This is a genomic window from Amycolatopsis ponsaeliensis, from assembly GCF_030182635.1.
Taxonomy (GTDB): Bacteria; Actinomycetota; Actinomycetes; order Mycobacteriales; family Pseudonocardiaceae; genus Amycolatopsis; species Amycolatopsis ponsaeliensis.
In genome coordinates, this window is record NZ_JAPZLD010000019.1 from 30813 (window position 1) to 46710 (window position 15898).

General features: G+C 71.2%; 13 protein-coding genes and 1 pseudogene. 9 read left to right on the top strand and 5 right to left on the bottom strand.

Annotation, left to right across the window (positions count from 1 at the left end):
* Positions 1-155: 155 nt before the first annotated feature.
* Positions 156-1139: an ATP-binding cassette domain-containing protein gene (locus QQ657_RS26865; protein WP_284745034.1), complete on the top strand. Its 984-nt coding sequence runs from the start codon at positions 156-158 to the stop codon at positions 1137-1139.
* Positions 1136-1942: an ABC transporter permease gene (locus tag QQ657_RS26870; RefSeq protein WP_284745035.1), complete on the top strand. Its 807-nt coding sequence runs from the start codon at positions 1136-1138 to the stop codon at positions 1940-1942. Before QQ657_RS26865 ends, QQ657_RS26870 begins: the two co-directional genes overlap by 4 nt.
* A gap of 69 nt (positions 1943-2011) precedes the next feature.
* On the opposite strand, the gene QQ657_RS26875 is transcribed toward QQ657_RS26870, so the two are convergent.
* Positions 2012-5176 (bottom strand): AfsR/SARP family transcriptional regulator, encoded by a 3165-nt coding sequence (locus QQ657_RS26875; RefSeq protein WP_284745036.1) that lies wholly within the window; start codon positions 5174-5176, stop codon positions 2012-2014.
* Between the two features lie 164 nt (positions 5177-5340).
* Between QQ657_RS26875 and QQ657_RS26880 the strand changes: the two genes are divergently transcribed.
* The 3 genes from QQ657_RS26880 (at position 5341) to QQ657_RS26890 (ending at position 7894) form a co-directional block, all read left to right on the top strand.
* Positions 5341-6774 carry a M1 family metallopeptidase gene (locus QQ657_RS26880; protein WP_284745037.1) on the top strand — a complete coding sequence of 478 codons (1434 nt, stop codon included), beginning with the start codon at positions 5341-5343 and terminating at the stop codon, positions 6772-6774.
* Between the two features lie 80 nt (positions 6775-6854).
* Entirely contained in the window at positions 6855-7493 is a 639-nt protein-coding gene (pcp, locus tag QQ657_RS26885; RefSeq protein WP_284745038.1) for a pyroglutamyl-peptidase I, read from the top strand.
* Positions 7490-7894, top strand: coding sequence for a hypothetical protein (locus tag QQ657_RS26890; protein WP_284745039.1), 405 nt, complete (start codon positions 7490-7492; stop codon positions 7892-7894). Before pcp ends, QQ657_RS26890 begins: the two co-directional genes overlap by 4 nt.
* Here the strand turns inward: QQ657_RS26890 and QQ657_RS26895 are convergent.
* Positions 7891-8553: an Ig-like domain-containing protein gene (locus QQ657_RS26895; RefSeq protein ID WP_284745040.1), complete on the bottom strand. Its 663-nt coding sequence runs from the start codon at positions 8551-8553 to the stop codon at positions 7891-7893. The genes QQ657_RS26890 and QQ657_RS26895 overlap by 4 nt on opposite strands.
* 158 nt (positions 8554-8711) lie before the next feature.
* Here QQ657_RS26895 and QQ657_RS26900 point away from each other — a divergent pair, with 158 nt between their 5' ends.
* From QQ657_RS26900 to QQ657_RS26910, 3 genes are read left to right on the top strand one after another with little or no spacing between them, the layout of a single operon-like run.
* The gene (locus tag QQ657_RS26900; RefSeq protein ID WP_284745041.1) at positions 8712-9092 is read left to right on the top strand and encodes a hypothetical protein; all 381 of its coding nucleotides are present in this window, start codon (positions 8712-8714) and stop codon (positions 9090-9092) included.
* Between the two features lie 4 nt (positions 9093-9096).
* A complete protein-coding gene (locus QQ657_RS26905; protein ID WP_284745042.1) occupies positions 9097-10146 on the top strand; it encodes a hypothetical protein in 1050 nt (349 codons plus the stop codon).
* Positions 10139-10609: a YbaB/EbfC family nucleoid-associated protein gene (locus QQ657_RS26910; RefSeq protein ID WP_284745043.1), complete on the top strand. Its 471-nt coding sequence runs from the start codon at positions 10139-10141 to the stop codon at positions 10607-10609. The genes QQ657_RS26905 and QQ657_RS26910 overlap by 8 nt, the downstream gene beginning before the upstream one ends.
* Positions 10610-10621: 12 nt before the next feature.
* Here QQ657_RS26910 and QQ657_RS26915 read toward each other — a convergent pair.
* The 3 genes and pseudogenes from QQ657_RS26915 to QQ657_RS26925 form a co-directional block, all read right to left on the bottom strand.
* Positions 10622-11743, bottom strand: a pseudogene (locus tag QQ657_RS26915) (Hsp70 family protein); the annotation flags it as partial.
* Between the two features lie 27 nt (positions 11744-11770).
* Positions 11771-12064, bottom strand: coding sequence for a hypothetical protein (locus QQ657_RS26920; protein WP_284745044.1), 294 nt, complete (start codon positions 12062-12064; stop codon positions 11771-11773).
* A gap of 158 nt (positions 12065-12222) precedes the next feature.
* Positions 12223-14781, bottom strand: a complete 2559-nt coding sequence (locus QQ657_RS26925; RefSeq protein ID WP_284745045.1) for an ATP-dependent Clp protease ATP-binding subunit — start codon at positions 14779-14781, stop codon at positions 12223-12225.
* Between the two features lie 345 nt (positions 14782-15126).
* Between QQ657_RS26925 and QQ657_RS26930 the strand changes: the two genes are divergently transcribed.
* Complete coding sequence (locus tag QQ657_RS26930) at positions 15127-15894, top strand: (2Fe-2S)-binding protein (RefSeq protein ID WP_284745046.1); 768 nt, start codon at positions 15127-15129, stop codon at positions 15892-15894.
* Positions 15895-15898: the final 4 nt, after the last annotated feature.

Consider the following 15898-nt stretch of genomic DNA (forward strand, 5'->3'; position numbering starts at 1 on the left):
TATGCCGATGAGCCCGCCACCCGGCCCGGGCGCCGACAAGTCCTCCACAAGATCTCCACCAGCGGCTGCCAGCGCCTGCCAGCGCGCTGTGCGCGGCCTGCCAGCGCCGACCGCCACAGTTGCTCCCAGACAGCGACAGTGAAGGAGGAACGCCCATGTCGCACGCGATCCAGGCCGAGGGCCTGGTCAAACACTTCGGGGACACCAAGGCGCTCGACGGGGTGGACCTCGAGGTCCCGTTCGGGCAGGTCGTGGGGGTGCTCGGGCCGAACGGCGCGGGCAAGACGACCGCCGTCCGCATCCTGGCGACGCTGATGAAACCGGACGCCGGGAGAGCCACCGTCGGGGGCTTCGACGTCGTCAAGGACCCGGTGCGGGTCCGCAGCCTGATCGGGCTGACCGGGCAGTACGCGTCGGTCGACGAGGACCTCAACGGCATCGAGAACCTCGTCCTCATCGGCCGGCTGTACGGCCACTCCCGCGCCCAGTCGAAGGCCCGCGCCGCCGAGCTGATCGAGCGGTTCGAGCTGACCAAGGCGGCCAAGCGGCCGGTCCGGACGTACTCCGGCGGCATGCGGCGGCGGATCGACCTGGCGGCCAGCCTCGTCGGCGGGCCCGAGGTGCTCTACCTCGACGAGCCGACCACCGGGCTCGACCCGCACGCCCGCAACGAGGTCTGGGACGTCGTCCGCACCCTCGTCGCCGACGGCGCGACGGTGCTGCTGACCACGCAGTACCTGGAGGAGGCCGACCAGCTGGCCGACAAGATCACCGTGTTCGACCACGGCCGCGTCGTCGCCGACGGCCGCGCCGACGAGCTCAAGCGCCGCGTCGGCGGGCAGACGCTGCAGGTCCGGCCGACCCAGCTGTCCGACATGGACGCCGTCAACCGGATCCTCGGCGACCTCACCGGCGTGCACCCGAGCCGCGACAACGCGACCGGGCTGCTCACCGCGCCGGTCAGCGACCCGGTCCTGCTGTCCACTCTGGTCCGCAAGCTGGACGAAGCCGGGATCACCGCGGACGAGCTGGCGCTGCGGCTGCCCAGCCTCGACGAGGTGTTCCTCGCCCTGACCGGGCACACCGCCGAAGCGGCGACCGAAGACACCACCCGCGACCTCGAAGGGAGCCTGGCATGACGACGCTGGCGCTCGACCGCCCGGCCCCGCCGCGGCACATCAGCCCCGCCAAGGGATTCGGCCACGCGCTTTCGCTGGCCTGGCGCGGCATCCTGAAGATCCGCAAGAACCCGGAGCAGCTGGCCGACGTCACGCTGATGCCGATCATCTTCCTGGTCATGTTCGTCTACCTGTTCGGTGGCGCGCTGTCCGGCTCGACCGACGCGTACCTGCAGATGGTCGTGCCCGGGATCATCGTGATGAACATCCTGCAGGCCTGTCTCACGGTCGGCACGAACCTCAACACCGACATCACCAAGGGCGTGTTCGACCGGTTCCGCAGCATGCCGATCGCCCGGTCGGCACCGCTGATCGGCGCGGTGCTCGCCGACGTCGTGCGCTACCTCGTCTGCCTGACCGTGCTGATGGTCGTCGCGACGATCATGGGCTACCGGATCGCGACCAGCCCCGGCGAGTTCATCGTGGCGATCCTGCTGGCGGTGGCGTTCGGGCTCTGCTTCTGCTGGGGCTCGGTGTTCGTCGGCATGATCATGAAGTCGCCGGGCGCGGCGACGGCGCTGATGTTCGTCTTCATCATGCCGCTGACCTTCGGCAGCAACGTGTTCGTCAGCACGAGCACCATGCCGGGCTGGCTGAAGGCGTGGGCGGACATCAGCCCGGTGAGCCTGATGGCGAACGCGCTGCGCGGCCTGATGAACGGCGGCGCCGTCGCCGGTCCGCTGGCCGGGGCGCTCGCCTGGATGGCCGGCGCGGTGATCGTGTTCTTCCCGCTGGCCACCTGGGCCTACCGCCGGCGGGTCTGAAAGGCGCCGACGCACGGGGGTGAGTCGCGCCAGGGGGAACTGAAGGGGACGTCCGCGAGGGCGTCCCCTTCAGTCTATGGAGGCGTAGACCTCGGCGATGGCGTCCTCTTTGGACATCGTGCGCACCGCCGCGACCAGTTCTTCGTACCGCGCGCCGGAAAGCTCCGCGCGCAGGTGGGCGATCAGCTCGCGCACCTCCGGGCTGCCGAGGTCGAACCGGCCGCGGATCAGCGCCGACGTGCCCAGCATGCGGGCCGCCTCGACCGGCCGGCCCTGCGCACCGCGCACCAGCGCCAGCAGCTCCACGGCGCCGGCGAGATCCGGCATGTCACCGCGGTCGCGACTCGCGACGATGGCCTTGACCACGTGGGCCTCGGCCACGTCCGGGCGGTGCTCGGCGAGCGCGAGCCGCCCTTCGAACGCGCTGACCCACTCCACGCCCATGCCCTCGGGGAACGCGGTCTCCCACGTCAGCGCCCTGAGCTGGGCGAGCGCCGCGCGCGCGTCGGCCGGCCGGCCGCTGCGCAGGCACAGCTCGATCCGGCCGAACATCAGGATCGCCCGCTGCTGCGGGCTCTCGACCCCCCGCCCGTAGCGCTCGGCGGCCTCCTGGTCACGCCACGCGCCCTCCATGTCCCCGAGCCGCGCCCGTTCGACGGCCAGGCGCCACCAGTGCTGGACGACGTCCTCCTGCGAGCGCAGCTCCATCGACAGCGCCAGGCCCTGCTGGTACACCTCGATCGCGCTCTCGCCCTCGCCGTCCTGCGACAACGCCATCGCCTTGAAGCTCAACGTCATCGCCGTGCCCCAGCGGTCGCCGACTTCGCGGAAGCCCGCGTACGCCAGGTCCCGGGCCCGGTCCGCGCCCTCGACGTCGCCGGCGTCGTCGAACAGGAAGCTCTCCACCCAGAACCCGCCCGCGCGGGTCCACGGGTCGACGGCGGCCTGCGAGCGGCGCACCTCCCGCATCGCCAGCTCGCGTTCGCCGCCGAGGAACGCCAGCATCGGCAGCGCCACGGCCAGCCCCGGGTACTTCCCCACCGCGCCGGTGCGGACGCACTCGTCGATCAGCTCACGGACGCCTTCGAACGGGAACCGGGACGGCATCTGGTGGAACAACCGCGTGATCGCGCGGTAGGCCGCCAGGACGTCCGGCGGCAGCCGGTCGCCGAAGTCGAGCACCGCGTCGATGAACTCCTCGGCCCGTTCCCCCTGCCCGAGGATGGTGAAGTACCAGAACAGCCCGTTGAGCAACCGCACCGAAGTGTCCACATCGGACATCTCGATGGCCGTGCGCAGGGCGCCGGTCAGGTTCGCCGACTCCGCCTCGTAGACGTCGATCGCGGACAGCTGCTCGCCGGTGCGCAGCAGGGGTTCGGCCCACTCGGCCAGGCCGACGTAGAAACGGCCCATCGCGCGCTGGAACGCGTCCTGCTCGCCGGACTCGGCCAGCCGTTCGCCGGCGTAGGCCCGCAGGGTCTCCAGCATCCGGTACCGCGGCTCCCCGCCGCGGTTCACGGTGTCCACGATGGACTTCTCGACGAGCGTGCCGAGCACGTACGGGACGTCGGCGGCGGGCAGCAGCTCGTCCGCGCAGACCCGCTCGACGGCGTCCATCGGCGCACCGCTGGGGAACACCGCGAGCCGCCGCGCGAGCACCAGCTCCGGCTCGGTGAGCAGGTCCCAGCTCCACTCGACGACCGCGCGCAACGTCCGCTGCCGCGGCAGCGCCGTACGGCTGCCCGAGGTCAGCAGCCGGAACCGGTCGTCGAGCCGGGCGGCGATCTGCGCCGGCGTCATCGACCGCAGCCGCGCGGCGGCCAGCTCCAGGGCGAGCGGCATCCCGTCGAGCCGGCGGCAGATCTGACCGACGTCGTCCACAGTGGACTCGTCGAGCACGAAGTCCGGCCGGACCGCGCTCGCCCGGTCGAGGAACAGCCGCGTCGAGTCCAGCTCGGCGGATTCGGCGGGCGCGGCGCGTTCGGCGGGCACGGGCAGCGGCCCGAGCGGGCACAGCGCCTCGCCGGTGATGGCCAGCGGCTCCCGGCTGGTCGCGAGGATCCGCAGCCCGGGCACGCGGCTCAGCAGTTCGTCGGCCAGGTTCGCGGCCGCGTCGATGACGTGCTCGCAGTTGTCCAGCACCAGCAGCGCCTCCCCGCCGGCCAGCACCTCGACGGCGTGGCCGAGCAGGTCCGGCCGCCGCCGCACCTCGGTGTCGGCGCTGCGGATGTCCCGCACCTCCAGCGCGCCGACCACCGCGCCGACGACGTCGCCGGAGTCGCGGACGCCGGCCAGTGGCACGAACCACACGCGGCCGCGCGCGTGCACCGGGTGCCGCGACGCCGCTTCCGTGGCCAGCCGCGTCTTACCGGCCCCGCCCGGGCCGGCCAGGGTGACCAGCCGGGCGCCGCCGAGCAGCTCGGCCAGCAGCTTGAGCTCGTCGTCACGGCCGATGAAGGTGGTCAGCCGGGTCGGCAGCCGGTCGGCGACCGGCGACGGCGGCGCGAACTCGCCGCGCAGCGCGGCGAGGTGGATCTCCTGCAGCTCGGCCGACGGGTCGACGCCGAGCTGGTCGGCCAGCGTGCGGCGGATCCCGGTGTAGACGGCCAGGGCTTCCGACTGGCGCCCGGCCGCGCACAGTGCCCGGATCCGCAGCCCGGCCAGCCGCTCGCGCAGCGGGTCGGCATCGGCCGCGGCGGCCAGGTCGGCGAGGACGCCGCTGTGCTCGCCCAGCCGGATCAGCGCGTCGAACCGGTCTTCGGCCGCCTCCGCCCGCAGGTCGGCGAGGCGGCGGGCGGGCGCGGGCGCGAACGGCGCGTCGAGGACGTCGGCGAGCGCCCCGCCCTGCCAGAGCCCGAGCGCTTCGGCCAGCAGCTCGGCCGCGTGAGCGTCCCGGCCCACGGCGAGCTCGCGGCGGCCGTCGGCGGCGAGCCGTTCGAACCTCTCGGCGTCGACGTCTTCGCGGGCCACGGCGAGCCGGTAGCCGCCCGGGCCCGACTCGACGGCCACCGGCAGCGCCTTGCGCAGCCGCGAGACCAGCGACTGCAAGGCGTTGGCGGCGTCTGCGGGCGGTTCGGCACCCCAGAGGCCGTCGACGAGCGCGTCGGCCGGGACGGCGCGCCCGGCGTCCAGCGCGAGCCTGGCGAGGAGCATGCGGAGGCGGGCTCCGCCGATGTCGATCGGCGTGCCTTCGTCATCGGTCGCCCGCAGCGGGCCCAGCAGCGCGACGCGCATGTGCCCAGCTTTCCAGACCTCGCCTGAGGGCCGGGGGCGGATGGCCGGAGCGGCACCGACGGAAGTGGTGATTATCCGGACAAATGCGACGTTCGACCGCCCCGCGGCAGGTTCGTGGCGATACGTTGCGGTTCTTGGTCCACCCCAGACGGACAGGAGCGTTCATGAGGGGACAGAAACCGGTCGTGCTGGCCGCCGCGCTGCTCACCGGCATCTGCTTGAGCAGTGGGGTCGCGGCCGCCGGGAACGACTGGGGCGGCGCGAAGCCGGGCAGCGACGGCGCCGGCGACAGCTACTACCCGCAGGACGGCAACGGCGGCTACGACATCGCCGACTACAACCTGAAGGTGAGCTACGACCCCGCGTCGCACCAGCTCAAGGGCGCCCAGGACATCTCCGCGCGGGCCACGCAGTCACTCAGCTCGTTCAACCTCGACCTGCGCGGCCTGACCGTCGACGCGGTGAAGGTCGACGGCCGCGGCGCGAAGTTCAGCCGCACCGGCGACCACGAGCTGGTCATCACGCCGGCACGGTCGCTGCGGCGCGGCGAGCACTTCGAGGTCAAGATCGACTACCACGGCGTGCCCGAGCCGATCGACGACCCGGTGCTCGGCAACAACGGCTGGCAGTACGCCCAGGCGGGCGGCGCGTTCGTCGCCGGCGAGCCGAAGTCGGCCGCCACCTGGTACCCGGTCAACGACACCCCGCTCGACAAGGCCACGTTCCACCTCGCGATCACCGTGCCCGACGAGTGGGGCGTGATCGCCAACGGCCGCGAGAAGCCGTCCTTCAAGGCGCCGGGCGGCACCACGCACGTCTGGGCCGAAGAGACGCCGATCGTGCCGTACATGACGACGGTCGCGATCGACAAGTGGACCTTCGACAAGCAGAAGCGCAAGGACGGCACGCCGATCGTCAGCGCGTTCGCCCCGGGCGTGCCCGACTCGACGAAGCAGGCCGAGGCGAAGCTGCCGGAGATCCTCGACTTCCTCGAGTCGAAGTTCGGCAAGTACCCGATCGACGCGGCGGGCGGCATCTTCCTCAACGAGCAGATCGGCTTCTCGCTGGAGACGATGAGCCGGCCGATCTACTCCGCGGGCTGGGCCGGCACCGTGCCGACGATCGTCCACGAGAACGCCCACCAGTGGTACGGCGACTCGGTCGCGGTGTCCCATTGGCGCGACGTCTGCCTCAACGAGTGCTTCGCGTCGTACGCGACGTGGCTCTGGGACGAGGCGAAGGAGGGCGTCGACCTGAACAAGCAGTACGCGGACGACGTCAAGAAGGCGTCGGCGAACTTCTGGAACGGCAAGCTGTACGACATGGGCCCCGGCAAGGAGTTCACGTCCGTGTACTCCAAGGGCCCGATGATGCTGCACGCGCTGCGGAGCTACGTCGGGCAGGCCGCGTTCGACCGGGTCATCAAGACCTGGCCGTCGCTGCACCGGGACGGGAACGCGAGCATGCAGGAGTTCCAGCAGTACACCGAGAAGGTCGCGCACAAGAACCTCCAGGGGTTCTTCGACGCATGGGTGTACGGCGCCGGCAAGCCCGCCGACCAGTACCTCTTCCCAGGTGGCCTGAAGCCCGCCGCCTGAGTGGTCGCTGAAAGCCGTTAAGGCCACCTTACGGGCGTCTGACGCCCGTAAGGTGGCCTTAACGGCTTTCGGGAGGGTGCATGGCCGAGGTGTTGGTGACGGGGTTCGCGCCGTTCGGCGGGGAGCTGGTGAACCCGTCGTGGCAGGCGGTTTCCCTGCTCGGCGCGCGCCGGGAAGACATCGCGGCGGTGGAGCTGCCGTGCGAGTTCGCCGCGTCGCTGCCCGCGTTGCGTGCCGCAGTGGAGGAGCACCGGCCGTCGCTGGTCGTGTGCGTGGGCCAGGCGGGCGGCCGCCTCGACGTGACCCCGGAGCGCGTCGCGATCAACCTGATCGACGCCCGCATCCCCGACAACGCGGGCGAGCAGCCGGTGGACGTCCCGGTGGTCCCGGACGGCCCGGCGGCGTACTTCACGACGTTGCCGGTGAAGGCGTGCGTGGCGGCGATCCGCGCGGCGGGCGTGCCTGCTTCGGTGTCCCACACCGCGGGGACGTACGTGTGCAACCAGGTCTTCTACGGGCTGATGCACCTGCTGTCCACCCTGCCGGACGTGCGCGGCGGGTTCGTCCACGTCCCGTACAGCCCCGAGCAGGTGGCGGCGTCCGGCAAGGCCGCGCCGTCGCTGGGGGTGGACCGCATCGCCGACGCGCTGGAGGCGCTGGTGGACACGGCATCGAAGACGACGGAGGACCTCGCCGTCAGCGCGGGCGCGGAGCATTGACCACGCCGAGAGCCGACCCGCGGGCACTCGTCGCCGTGGGGTTGGCCGGCCTGGTCACCGGCGCCGCCACCGGCCTCTTCTGGGTCGTGATGTCCGGCCGCTACGACCGGTTGTGCGGCGGCGGCAACCAAATGTGCGCACTCGGCGTGTGGCTGCTCGGCCTGATCGTCTTCTTCGCGACCGTCGCCGGGGCATCGCTGCTGACCTGGCTCGCCGTCAGCATGACGCGCATGTGGCCGAAGGTGCCGATCGTGCTGGCCGCCGCACTGGCGCCCCTCGCTTTGGTGATCGTCTACAACGTCACCGGCGGCCTCGGCGGTTACCGGATCGCTTTGCTGGCCGCGGTTTCCGCGCTCCTGCACGCCGGGGTGGCGAGGGCGGCCCGGGTCGGCGTCCGCTAGCCGCCGCGTCCGGTGAGCTCCACGAACGACGCCGGGCCCGGCACGTTGTGGTGCACCGTCAGGTCCGCCACCCGGTTGCCGGTCCACTCCGGCGTGAAGCTCACGACGAGCGTGCACCGCTTGCCCGGCACCACCTCGGCGCCGACGCACGCGCTCGCGTCCACCGTGAACTCCTCGCTGTCCAGCTCGATCCCGCTGACCCGCAGCGGCCCGGCGCCGACGCTGCGGACCGCCACCGCGCAGTACGCCGTCGTGCGCACCGGCGTCGTCCCGCACGTGACCGACTCCGGCACCAGCAGCGCCGCCGGAGCCGCGTCCGGCCCCACCGGGAACGTCGCCGGGCGGCCGCGGACGACGTCGAGCACCGTCACCCCGGTTACCGTCAGGACCAGCGCACCGACGGCCAGCAGCACGATCGCGATCGCCTTGATCCCGCGGGCGGCGCTGCCGTCCTTGGCGGTGAACCCGCCGGCCACCAGCACGGTGACCACCAGCGTCGAAATCAGCGTCGCGTTCGGGCCGGCGCCGATCGCCGCCGGGACGAGCGTGCCGAGCAGGGACGCCGCGACCGTGACGGCGAACCCGGTCCAGGAGAAGCGTTTCGCCTCGCGCAGCCGGCTCCGCACGGTCGGCGCGCGAGGCTTCGTGACGGTGCTCATGCAGGTAAGAGCGCCGGCCGCCCCGGGCAGGTACGAGTTTCGCCCGTTCGGCGGCACGCCGGCCGCGCTCGTGATCTGACGCACACCCTCCGCGAATCACCCTGACGGGCGACTGAACGGTGTTTACATGGCGAGATGCCCGGGACGAGAGGTGAACGATGATCGGGTTCGAAACCGACCTGCAGGATCTGCGCGACTCCGCCGGCGCGATGCTGGACGCCGCGGGTGCCGCGGAAACCGCGTCCACCGGCTTGCGCGGGCAGGACGTCCCCCTGACGTCGGACGGCGGTGGCTTCCTCGGCGGCATCGCCGGGATGTTGCCCGCGCACAACGCCTTCGGCCGGTCGCTGGGGATGACGGCGGTCGCGAAGGCCTACAACGACCACCTGGCGAAGATCCAGCAGCTGGTCGCGCGGCTGCACGAGACCACATTGGACACCGGCCGCGCGCTGATGTCGGTCGCGGACCTGTACGAGCAGGCCGACGAGGACGCGAAGCGGCGCGTGCACCGCGCCGCCGCGAACCTGGAAGGGAACTGAAGGCGTGGACGGCTACTTCGACACCGGGCTCGAGACGATGTCCGGCGGCGACGACGACCGCCGGGCCGAGCTGCTCGAAGGCGTGTCCGACGACCTGCGCGACGGCGCGAACGACGCCCTGGACGGCCTCCGGATCCTGAAGTACACGGACTGGGTCCTGGTCAGCATGGAAGACCAGTACCGGAAGATGCAGGACGAGATCGCCGGGTTCTACCGCGAGTTCTCCGACGGCGACATCGACCACGAGTCGACCGGTGGCCTGCAGAACATGATCATGCGGCACGACGCCGTCTGGAAGCAGCTGCAGCGCGACTCGAAGCCGAAGCTGGACGACGCCCGGCAGTTCCTCGAGGAGTGGCGCGGCTCGGCCGCCAACGAGGTCAAGGCCTACCTGAACGAGCTGGCGGACACCTTCACGGCGGTCACGTCGAAGATCACGGTGCTGGAGAGCGACCTCGTCGCGGCGCGCGAAGCGATCGCGTCGGCCCGGCAAGACCTGAACAACCTCGGCGCCACGTTCAAGCACACGGCCGAGGACTTCCAGAAGGAACAGGAACGCAAGCGCGAAGCGGCGATGTCGAAGGTGCTGGCGGCGACGTTCGCGGGCGCGGTCGCCGGGCTGCTCACCGTGGCCACCGCCGGTGCGGGCGCGGCGGCGGGTGCGACGGTGTTCACCGCGGCCAACGGCGCGCTGATCGCCGGGAACGCCGCCGGCGGCGCGATCACCGCGGCGGTGGCGAACCAGACGGAGATCAAGGGCGACAACGCGATCGACCTGTACGACAGCTTCGTCGAGAGCGCGGGCAAGATCCGCGACGGCGCCGGCGAGGCGGCGGCGAAGCTGGCGGACCGGATCAACGACGAAGCCGTCGACCTGCCGCCGATCCCCGATTCACCGGACGTCAGCCCGGGTTCGAGCTTCGACCCGTCGAACTTCGAGACCAGCCACACCTCGCGCCAGACGGAGAAGAACGTCCGGGACGCGAACGTCGACATCGGCCGCGACGGGAAGCCGTCCAGCGGCGCGACGCACGTGGGGATGCTGGATGGCTGAGCAGCCACCGAAACCGGACCGCGAAGGCCTCCTGAGCGAGCTGGCCGCGCTGTCGGCGACGGCGACGTCCGCCGACGGCGCCGTCTCGCTGTCGGTCAACACCGACGGCGTGCTGACCCGGCTGCGGCTCACCGACGCCGTCTCGCGGATGTCGCCGGACGAGATCGCCGACGCCGTGCTGCGCACCTACGTCGAGGCGCAGCGGGATTCGGCGAAGCGGACCGGACAGCTGCTGGCGCCGCTGGGCAGCGGCGGCTACCTGATGGACCGGCTGCGCTGGCGGGTGCAGTTCGAACCGGCGCCGGCTCCTTCGCCTTCGCCGGCCGTCACGCGGCGCGAAGAGCGGACCGACGCGGTGCTGAAGGACCGCTCCGAAGAAGTCGCGCCGGCCGCACCGCCACCCGGCCCGGTCGCGGACGACGACTTCTACCGCCAGGGCCCGCGGATGGACCAGGCCTGGTGACGCTCAGAAGGTCCGCTGCCAAGGCGGCGGCGGAGTGCCGACCGGCCGGACCGCGGGAACGGTGAGGTTCGGGGCCGCGGTGCCCAGCTGGACGTGCTGCAGGCCGAACGCGACCGCCGTCTCCGGCTGGCTTTGCGTCGCCGGCCGCACGCCCAGTTTCCGGGCCAGCAGGTCGGCCAGCAGCGGCATCCGGCTCGGCCCGCCGACGAGGTAGACGCCGGCGAGGCGGTCGGGGGTCAGGCCGGCGCGGTGGATCGTCGTCTCGAGGAGCTCCGCGCTGCGCAGCAGGCTGGGCCGCACCAGGGCTTCCAGCTCCGCCCGGGTGACCACGACGTCACCGAACGGCTCGGGCATCGGCACCGCCGTCTCCTGGTGCCGCGAGAGGCTTTCCTTGGCGCCCTTGACATCCTGCAGCAGGGCGCGCCGCTGGCGGCGTTCGGACTTCGTGCGCGGACGGAGCAGGCCCTGCCACTGCGCCGGATCCGTGAAGGACACCGAGCGTCCGATGTGGACCAGAAGCGCCTGGTCGATGTCGAGGCTGCCGATGTCGGTCAGGCCGTCTTCGGCGAGCACCGCGAACCCGTGCGGCGTCATGCCGACGACCGCGCAGTCGAAGGTGCCGGCGCCGAGGTCGTAGACCCCGATCGGCCCGCCGGCCCGGCCCCCGAGCGCGGCGTAGTGTGCCGCCGCGGCAACGGGTTCAAGCACCAGCCGGACATCACCGAAACCGGCCCGGGCCGCGGCGGTACGGAGGACTTCGTGGCGGCCCGCGTCCCAGCCGGCGGGGTGCGAGATCCGCACCTGCGCGGGCGGACGGCCGAGCTCACGCCCGGCTTCCTCGCCGACCCGCCGCAGCACCGCGGCGAAGGTGTCGGCGATCTCGAAGGCGTACTCACCGAGCTGGAGCGAGCCTTCGTCGATGCGCCGCTTCGGGTTGGCCTCGAACCGGCTGGGATCAAGCCGGGCGCGCCGTTCGGCCTCCAGCCCGGCGACGAGCAGACCGGCATCGTCCACGCAGACGGCCGACGGCATGGTCACCGCCCCATCGACCTCGACCGCCCACGGCGTCCGCCCGGCGGCGGAGACCACGGCGACGGTGCTGGAAGTCCCGAAGTCGATCGACAGCACGTCCACGCAGGTTCCCCTCCCACCGGCATCGTCTCACGGGGCCGGGGGTGTCCCGCGGTCAGGCGCGGACGTCGGCAGAACCCCGCTCGGCGACCGATACGATGACATCGTGGTCGTCGAAATCGGCGACCACGCGCATCCGGCCGCCGAGAGCAGTGATGTACCGGCGGAGCGTGTCCAGCTCTCGCGCAGCCGAGCCAGGCGGAACCCGAGCACGTACGCCTGGGTGGCCTCCCGCGCGGCCGTACGAGCGGCCTCGACGTCGCGTCCGGCCTCCTGGTCGGCGGCCGACTTGTCCGCCTTCACTTCCTTCCAGGTCCGGCTCATCTCAGCCCTTCTCTCCATGACTCAGGTGCTCGCGGAACCGGTGCCCCGCGATCGGAATGTTCGCGGCTTCTCGCTGTCGGGCGAGCCCCAACTCACCAGACGCAAGAAGGGCGGCTCCCCAACCGGGGAACCGCCCTTCTCACGTACCACTCAGCCGATCACTCGTTCTCGGCTTCGCCGCTGTTCTCCTCGTGGCCCGCGCCGATGCTGACCGGCGGGGCGTCCGGGACCGACGACGGCTTGCGCTCACCGCGGAAGGTGAACTTGGCCTGGTCGTCCTTGTCCTCGGGGTTGCCGCTCCAGCCCTCGACGTCGACCAGGATGATCTGGCCGGGCTCGACCTCGCCGAAGAGGATCTTCTCCGACAGCTGGTCCTCGATCTCGCGCTGGATCGTGCGGCGCAGCGGCCGCGCGCCCAGCACCGGGTCGAAGCCGCGCTTGGCCAGCAGAGCCTTGGCCTTCGACGTCAGCTCCAGCTCCATATCCTTGGCCTTGAGCTGCTTCTCCACGCGGCCGATCATCAGGTCGACCATCATGATGATCTGGTCCTGCGTCAGCTGGTGGAACACGATGATGTCATCGATCCGGTTCAGGAACTCCGGGCGGAAATGCTTCTTCATTTCCTCGTTGACCTTCTGCTTCATCTTCTCGTACCGGGTGCCGGTGTCGTTGGACCCGGCGAACCCGAGCGAGACGGATTTCGAGATGTCCGACGTGCCCAGGTTGGACGTGAAGATGAGGACCGTGTTCTTGAAGTCGACCGTGCGACCCTGACCGTCGGTCAGGCGGCCGTCCTCCAGCACCTGCAGGAGCGTGTTGTAGATCTCCTGGTGCGCCTTCTCGATCTCGTCGAACAGCACCACCGAGAACGGCTTGCGACGCACCTTCTCCGTCAGCTGGCCGCCCTCTTCGTAGCCCACGTAACCCGGAGGGGCACCGAAGAGCCGCGAAGCGGTGTAGCGGTCGTGGAACTCGCCCATGTCGATCTGGATGAGCGCGTCGTCCTCGCCGAACAGGAACGCCGCCAGCGCCTTCGACAGCTCGGTCTTACCGACACCGGACGGGCCGGCGAAGATGAACGAGCCCGACGGGCGCTTCGGGTCCTTCAGACCGGCACGCGTACGGCGGATCGCCTGCGAGACGGCCTTGACCGCGTCCTCCTGGCCGATGATGCGCTTGTGGAGCTCGTCCTCCATGCGCAGCAGCCGGGTGGTCTCCTCCTCGGTCAGCTTGAACACCGGGATGCCGGTCCAGTTGGCCAGCACTTCCGCGATCTGCTCGTCGTCGACCTCGGCGACGACGTCGAGGTCCCCGTCCTTCCACTGCTTCTCCCGCTCACCCTTCTGGCCGAGGAGGGTCTTCTCCTCGTCACGCAGGCGGGCGGCCCGCTCGAAGTCCTGCGCGTCGATCGCGGACTCCTTGTCGCGGCGGACGTTCGCGATCTTCTCGTCGAACTCGCGCAGGTCCGGCGGCGCGGTCATCCGGCGGATGCGCATCCGGGCGCCGGCCTCGTCGATCAGGTCGATCGCCTTGTCCGGGAGGAACCGGTCGTTGATGTACCGGTCCGCCAGGGTCGCGGCGGCGACCAGCGCCGAGTCGGTGATCGAGACGCGGTGGTGCGCCTCGTACCGGTCACGCAGGCCCTTGAGGATCTCGATCGTGTGCTCCAGCGACGGCTCGCCGACCTGGATCGGCTGGAACCGGCGCTCGAGGGCGGCGTCCTTCTCGATGTACTTGCGGTACTCCTCGAGCGTGGTCGCGCCGATCGTCTGCAGCTCACCGCGGGCGAGCATCGGCTTCAGGATCGAAGCCGCGTCGATCGCACCCTCGGCGGCACCCGCCCCGACCAGCGTGTGCAGCTCGTCGATGAACAGGATGATGTCGCCGCGGGTCTTGATCTCCTTGAGCACCTTCTTCAGGCGCTCTTCGAAGTCACCGCGGTAGCGGGAGCCGGCGACCAGGGAGCCCAGGTCCAGCGTGTAGAGCTGCTTGTCCTTGAGCGTCTCGGGCACCTCGCCCTTGACGATGCTCTGCGCGAGGCCCTCGACGACGGCGGTCTTGCCGACGCCGGGCTCGCCGATGAGCACCGGGTTGTTCTTGGTCCGGCGGGACAGGACCTGCATGACCCGCTCGATCTCCTTGCCGCGCCCGATGACCGGGTCGAGCTTGCCCTCGCGGGCGAGCACGGTCATGTTGCGGCCGAACTGGTCCAGCACCAGCGACGACGACGGGGTGCCTTCACCACGGCCGCCGGAACCGGTTTCGGTGGACTCCTTGCCCTGGTAGCCCGAGAGCAGCTGCAGCACCTGCTGGCGGACCCGGTTGAGGTCCGCTCCCAGCTTGACCAGGACCTGCGCGGCGACGCCTTCGCCCTCGCGGATCAGGCCGAGCAGGATGTGCTCGGTGCCGATGTAGTTGTGGCCGAGCTGCAGCGCTTCGCGCAGCGACAGCTCCAGCACCTTCTTCGCCCGCGGCGTGAACGGGATGTGCCCGCTCGGCGCCTGCTGGCCCTGGCCGATGATCTCTTCGACCTGCTGGCGCACGCCCTCCAGGGCGATGCCCAGCGACTCCAGCGCCTTGGCGGCGACACCCTCACCCTCGTGGATCAGACCCAGGAGGATGTGCTCGGTGCCGATGTAGTTGTGGTTGAGCATCCTGGCCTCTTCTTGAGCCAGGACGACCACCCGCCTCGCGCGGTCGGTGAACCTCTCAAACATGTGCACTCCCTCGACTGCTGCGCCGGCGGCCCGTTATCCATCGTGCTTTCACCGCGATGGATTCAGCACCGTGAGACCACTCTAGTAGCCAACTGGTAGCGCTGGCGTACCACTACGGCTGTTCGCGGTCTTTTCCGCACCCGGACGTGGGGTGTTCCGGGTGCTTCCATCATCAGGTTGCCCTGCACCTTTACGTCAACCCCAACGTGCGGGCGGCCACCCGGATTCCGCCATCCGCGCGGTGTCCGCTCACCGCGAACAGGTCCGCAACCTGGGAGTGACCGGGGTGACGGCCACCCGATCGGCGGAGTCCTGTTAGGTTAGGCAGACCTAAGGAGGACGCCGTTGACGCAGCCGAGCACCCGCGAGACAGCGGACGGCCTCGCGCCGTCCCTGCGGCGGCTCGACCTGCGGCGGGACGTCCCGGCGGGCTGGATCCGCTGCTCAGCGGCCCCCGAGTTCTTCGGCGAGTGGCACCTGCGCCTGACCGGCTGGCTGCGGCGCGAGTACGGCGAGGCGCCGCCCCGGACCGCCGACGCGTACCTGATCGCGTGGTATCTGCACGTCCCGGCCCAGGTCGGCGCGCTCCTGCTGCACCACGAGCGGCGGGTGCCCTCGCTCCGGCCCGCGGACCTGGCCTTCCGCCTCGGCGCGGGTCAGCCGTACCCGGACGCGCTGGCGGTGCTCGGCGACGAGTTCTGCTGCCTGCCGACCGACCCGGCGTCGGACGCCCGGGGAGCGACGGTGGTCCGCGACGAGCGAGCCCTGGCGGCGGTCCTCCGGGCCCGCTACACGGCACACGCGGCCCAGTTCGTCCAGGCGTACGGGCCACGCAGCCGGTTCGGCCGCCGGACACTCTGGGCCGCGGCGACCGACGCCCTGGAAAACGCCCTCTGGGGAGCGGGCCGGGCGGGCGGCACACCGGAGGCGGAGGGCGCCGGCGTCGCGAATGCAGCCCTGGTGCTCGACGAGCGGTACCCGCCGCTGACGTCGGCGTCGACGTTGCGCCTGGCCGACCGCGAGTGGACACGGCGCCGCGAGAGCTGCTGCTTCTCGTACCTGCTCCCGGCCGAGCCGGAGTGCGACGGCTGCCCGCGCACCTGTTCCCGCTGAGCGG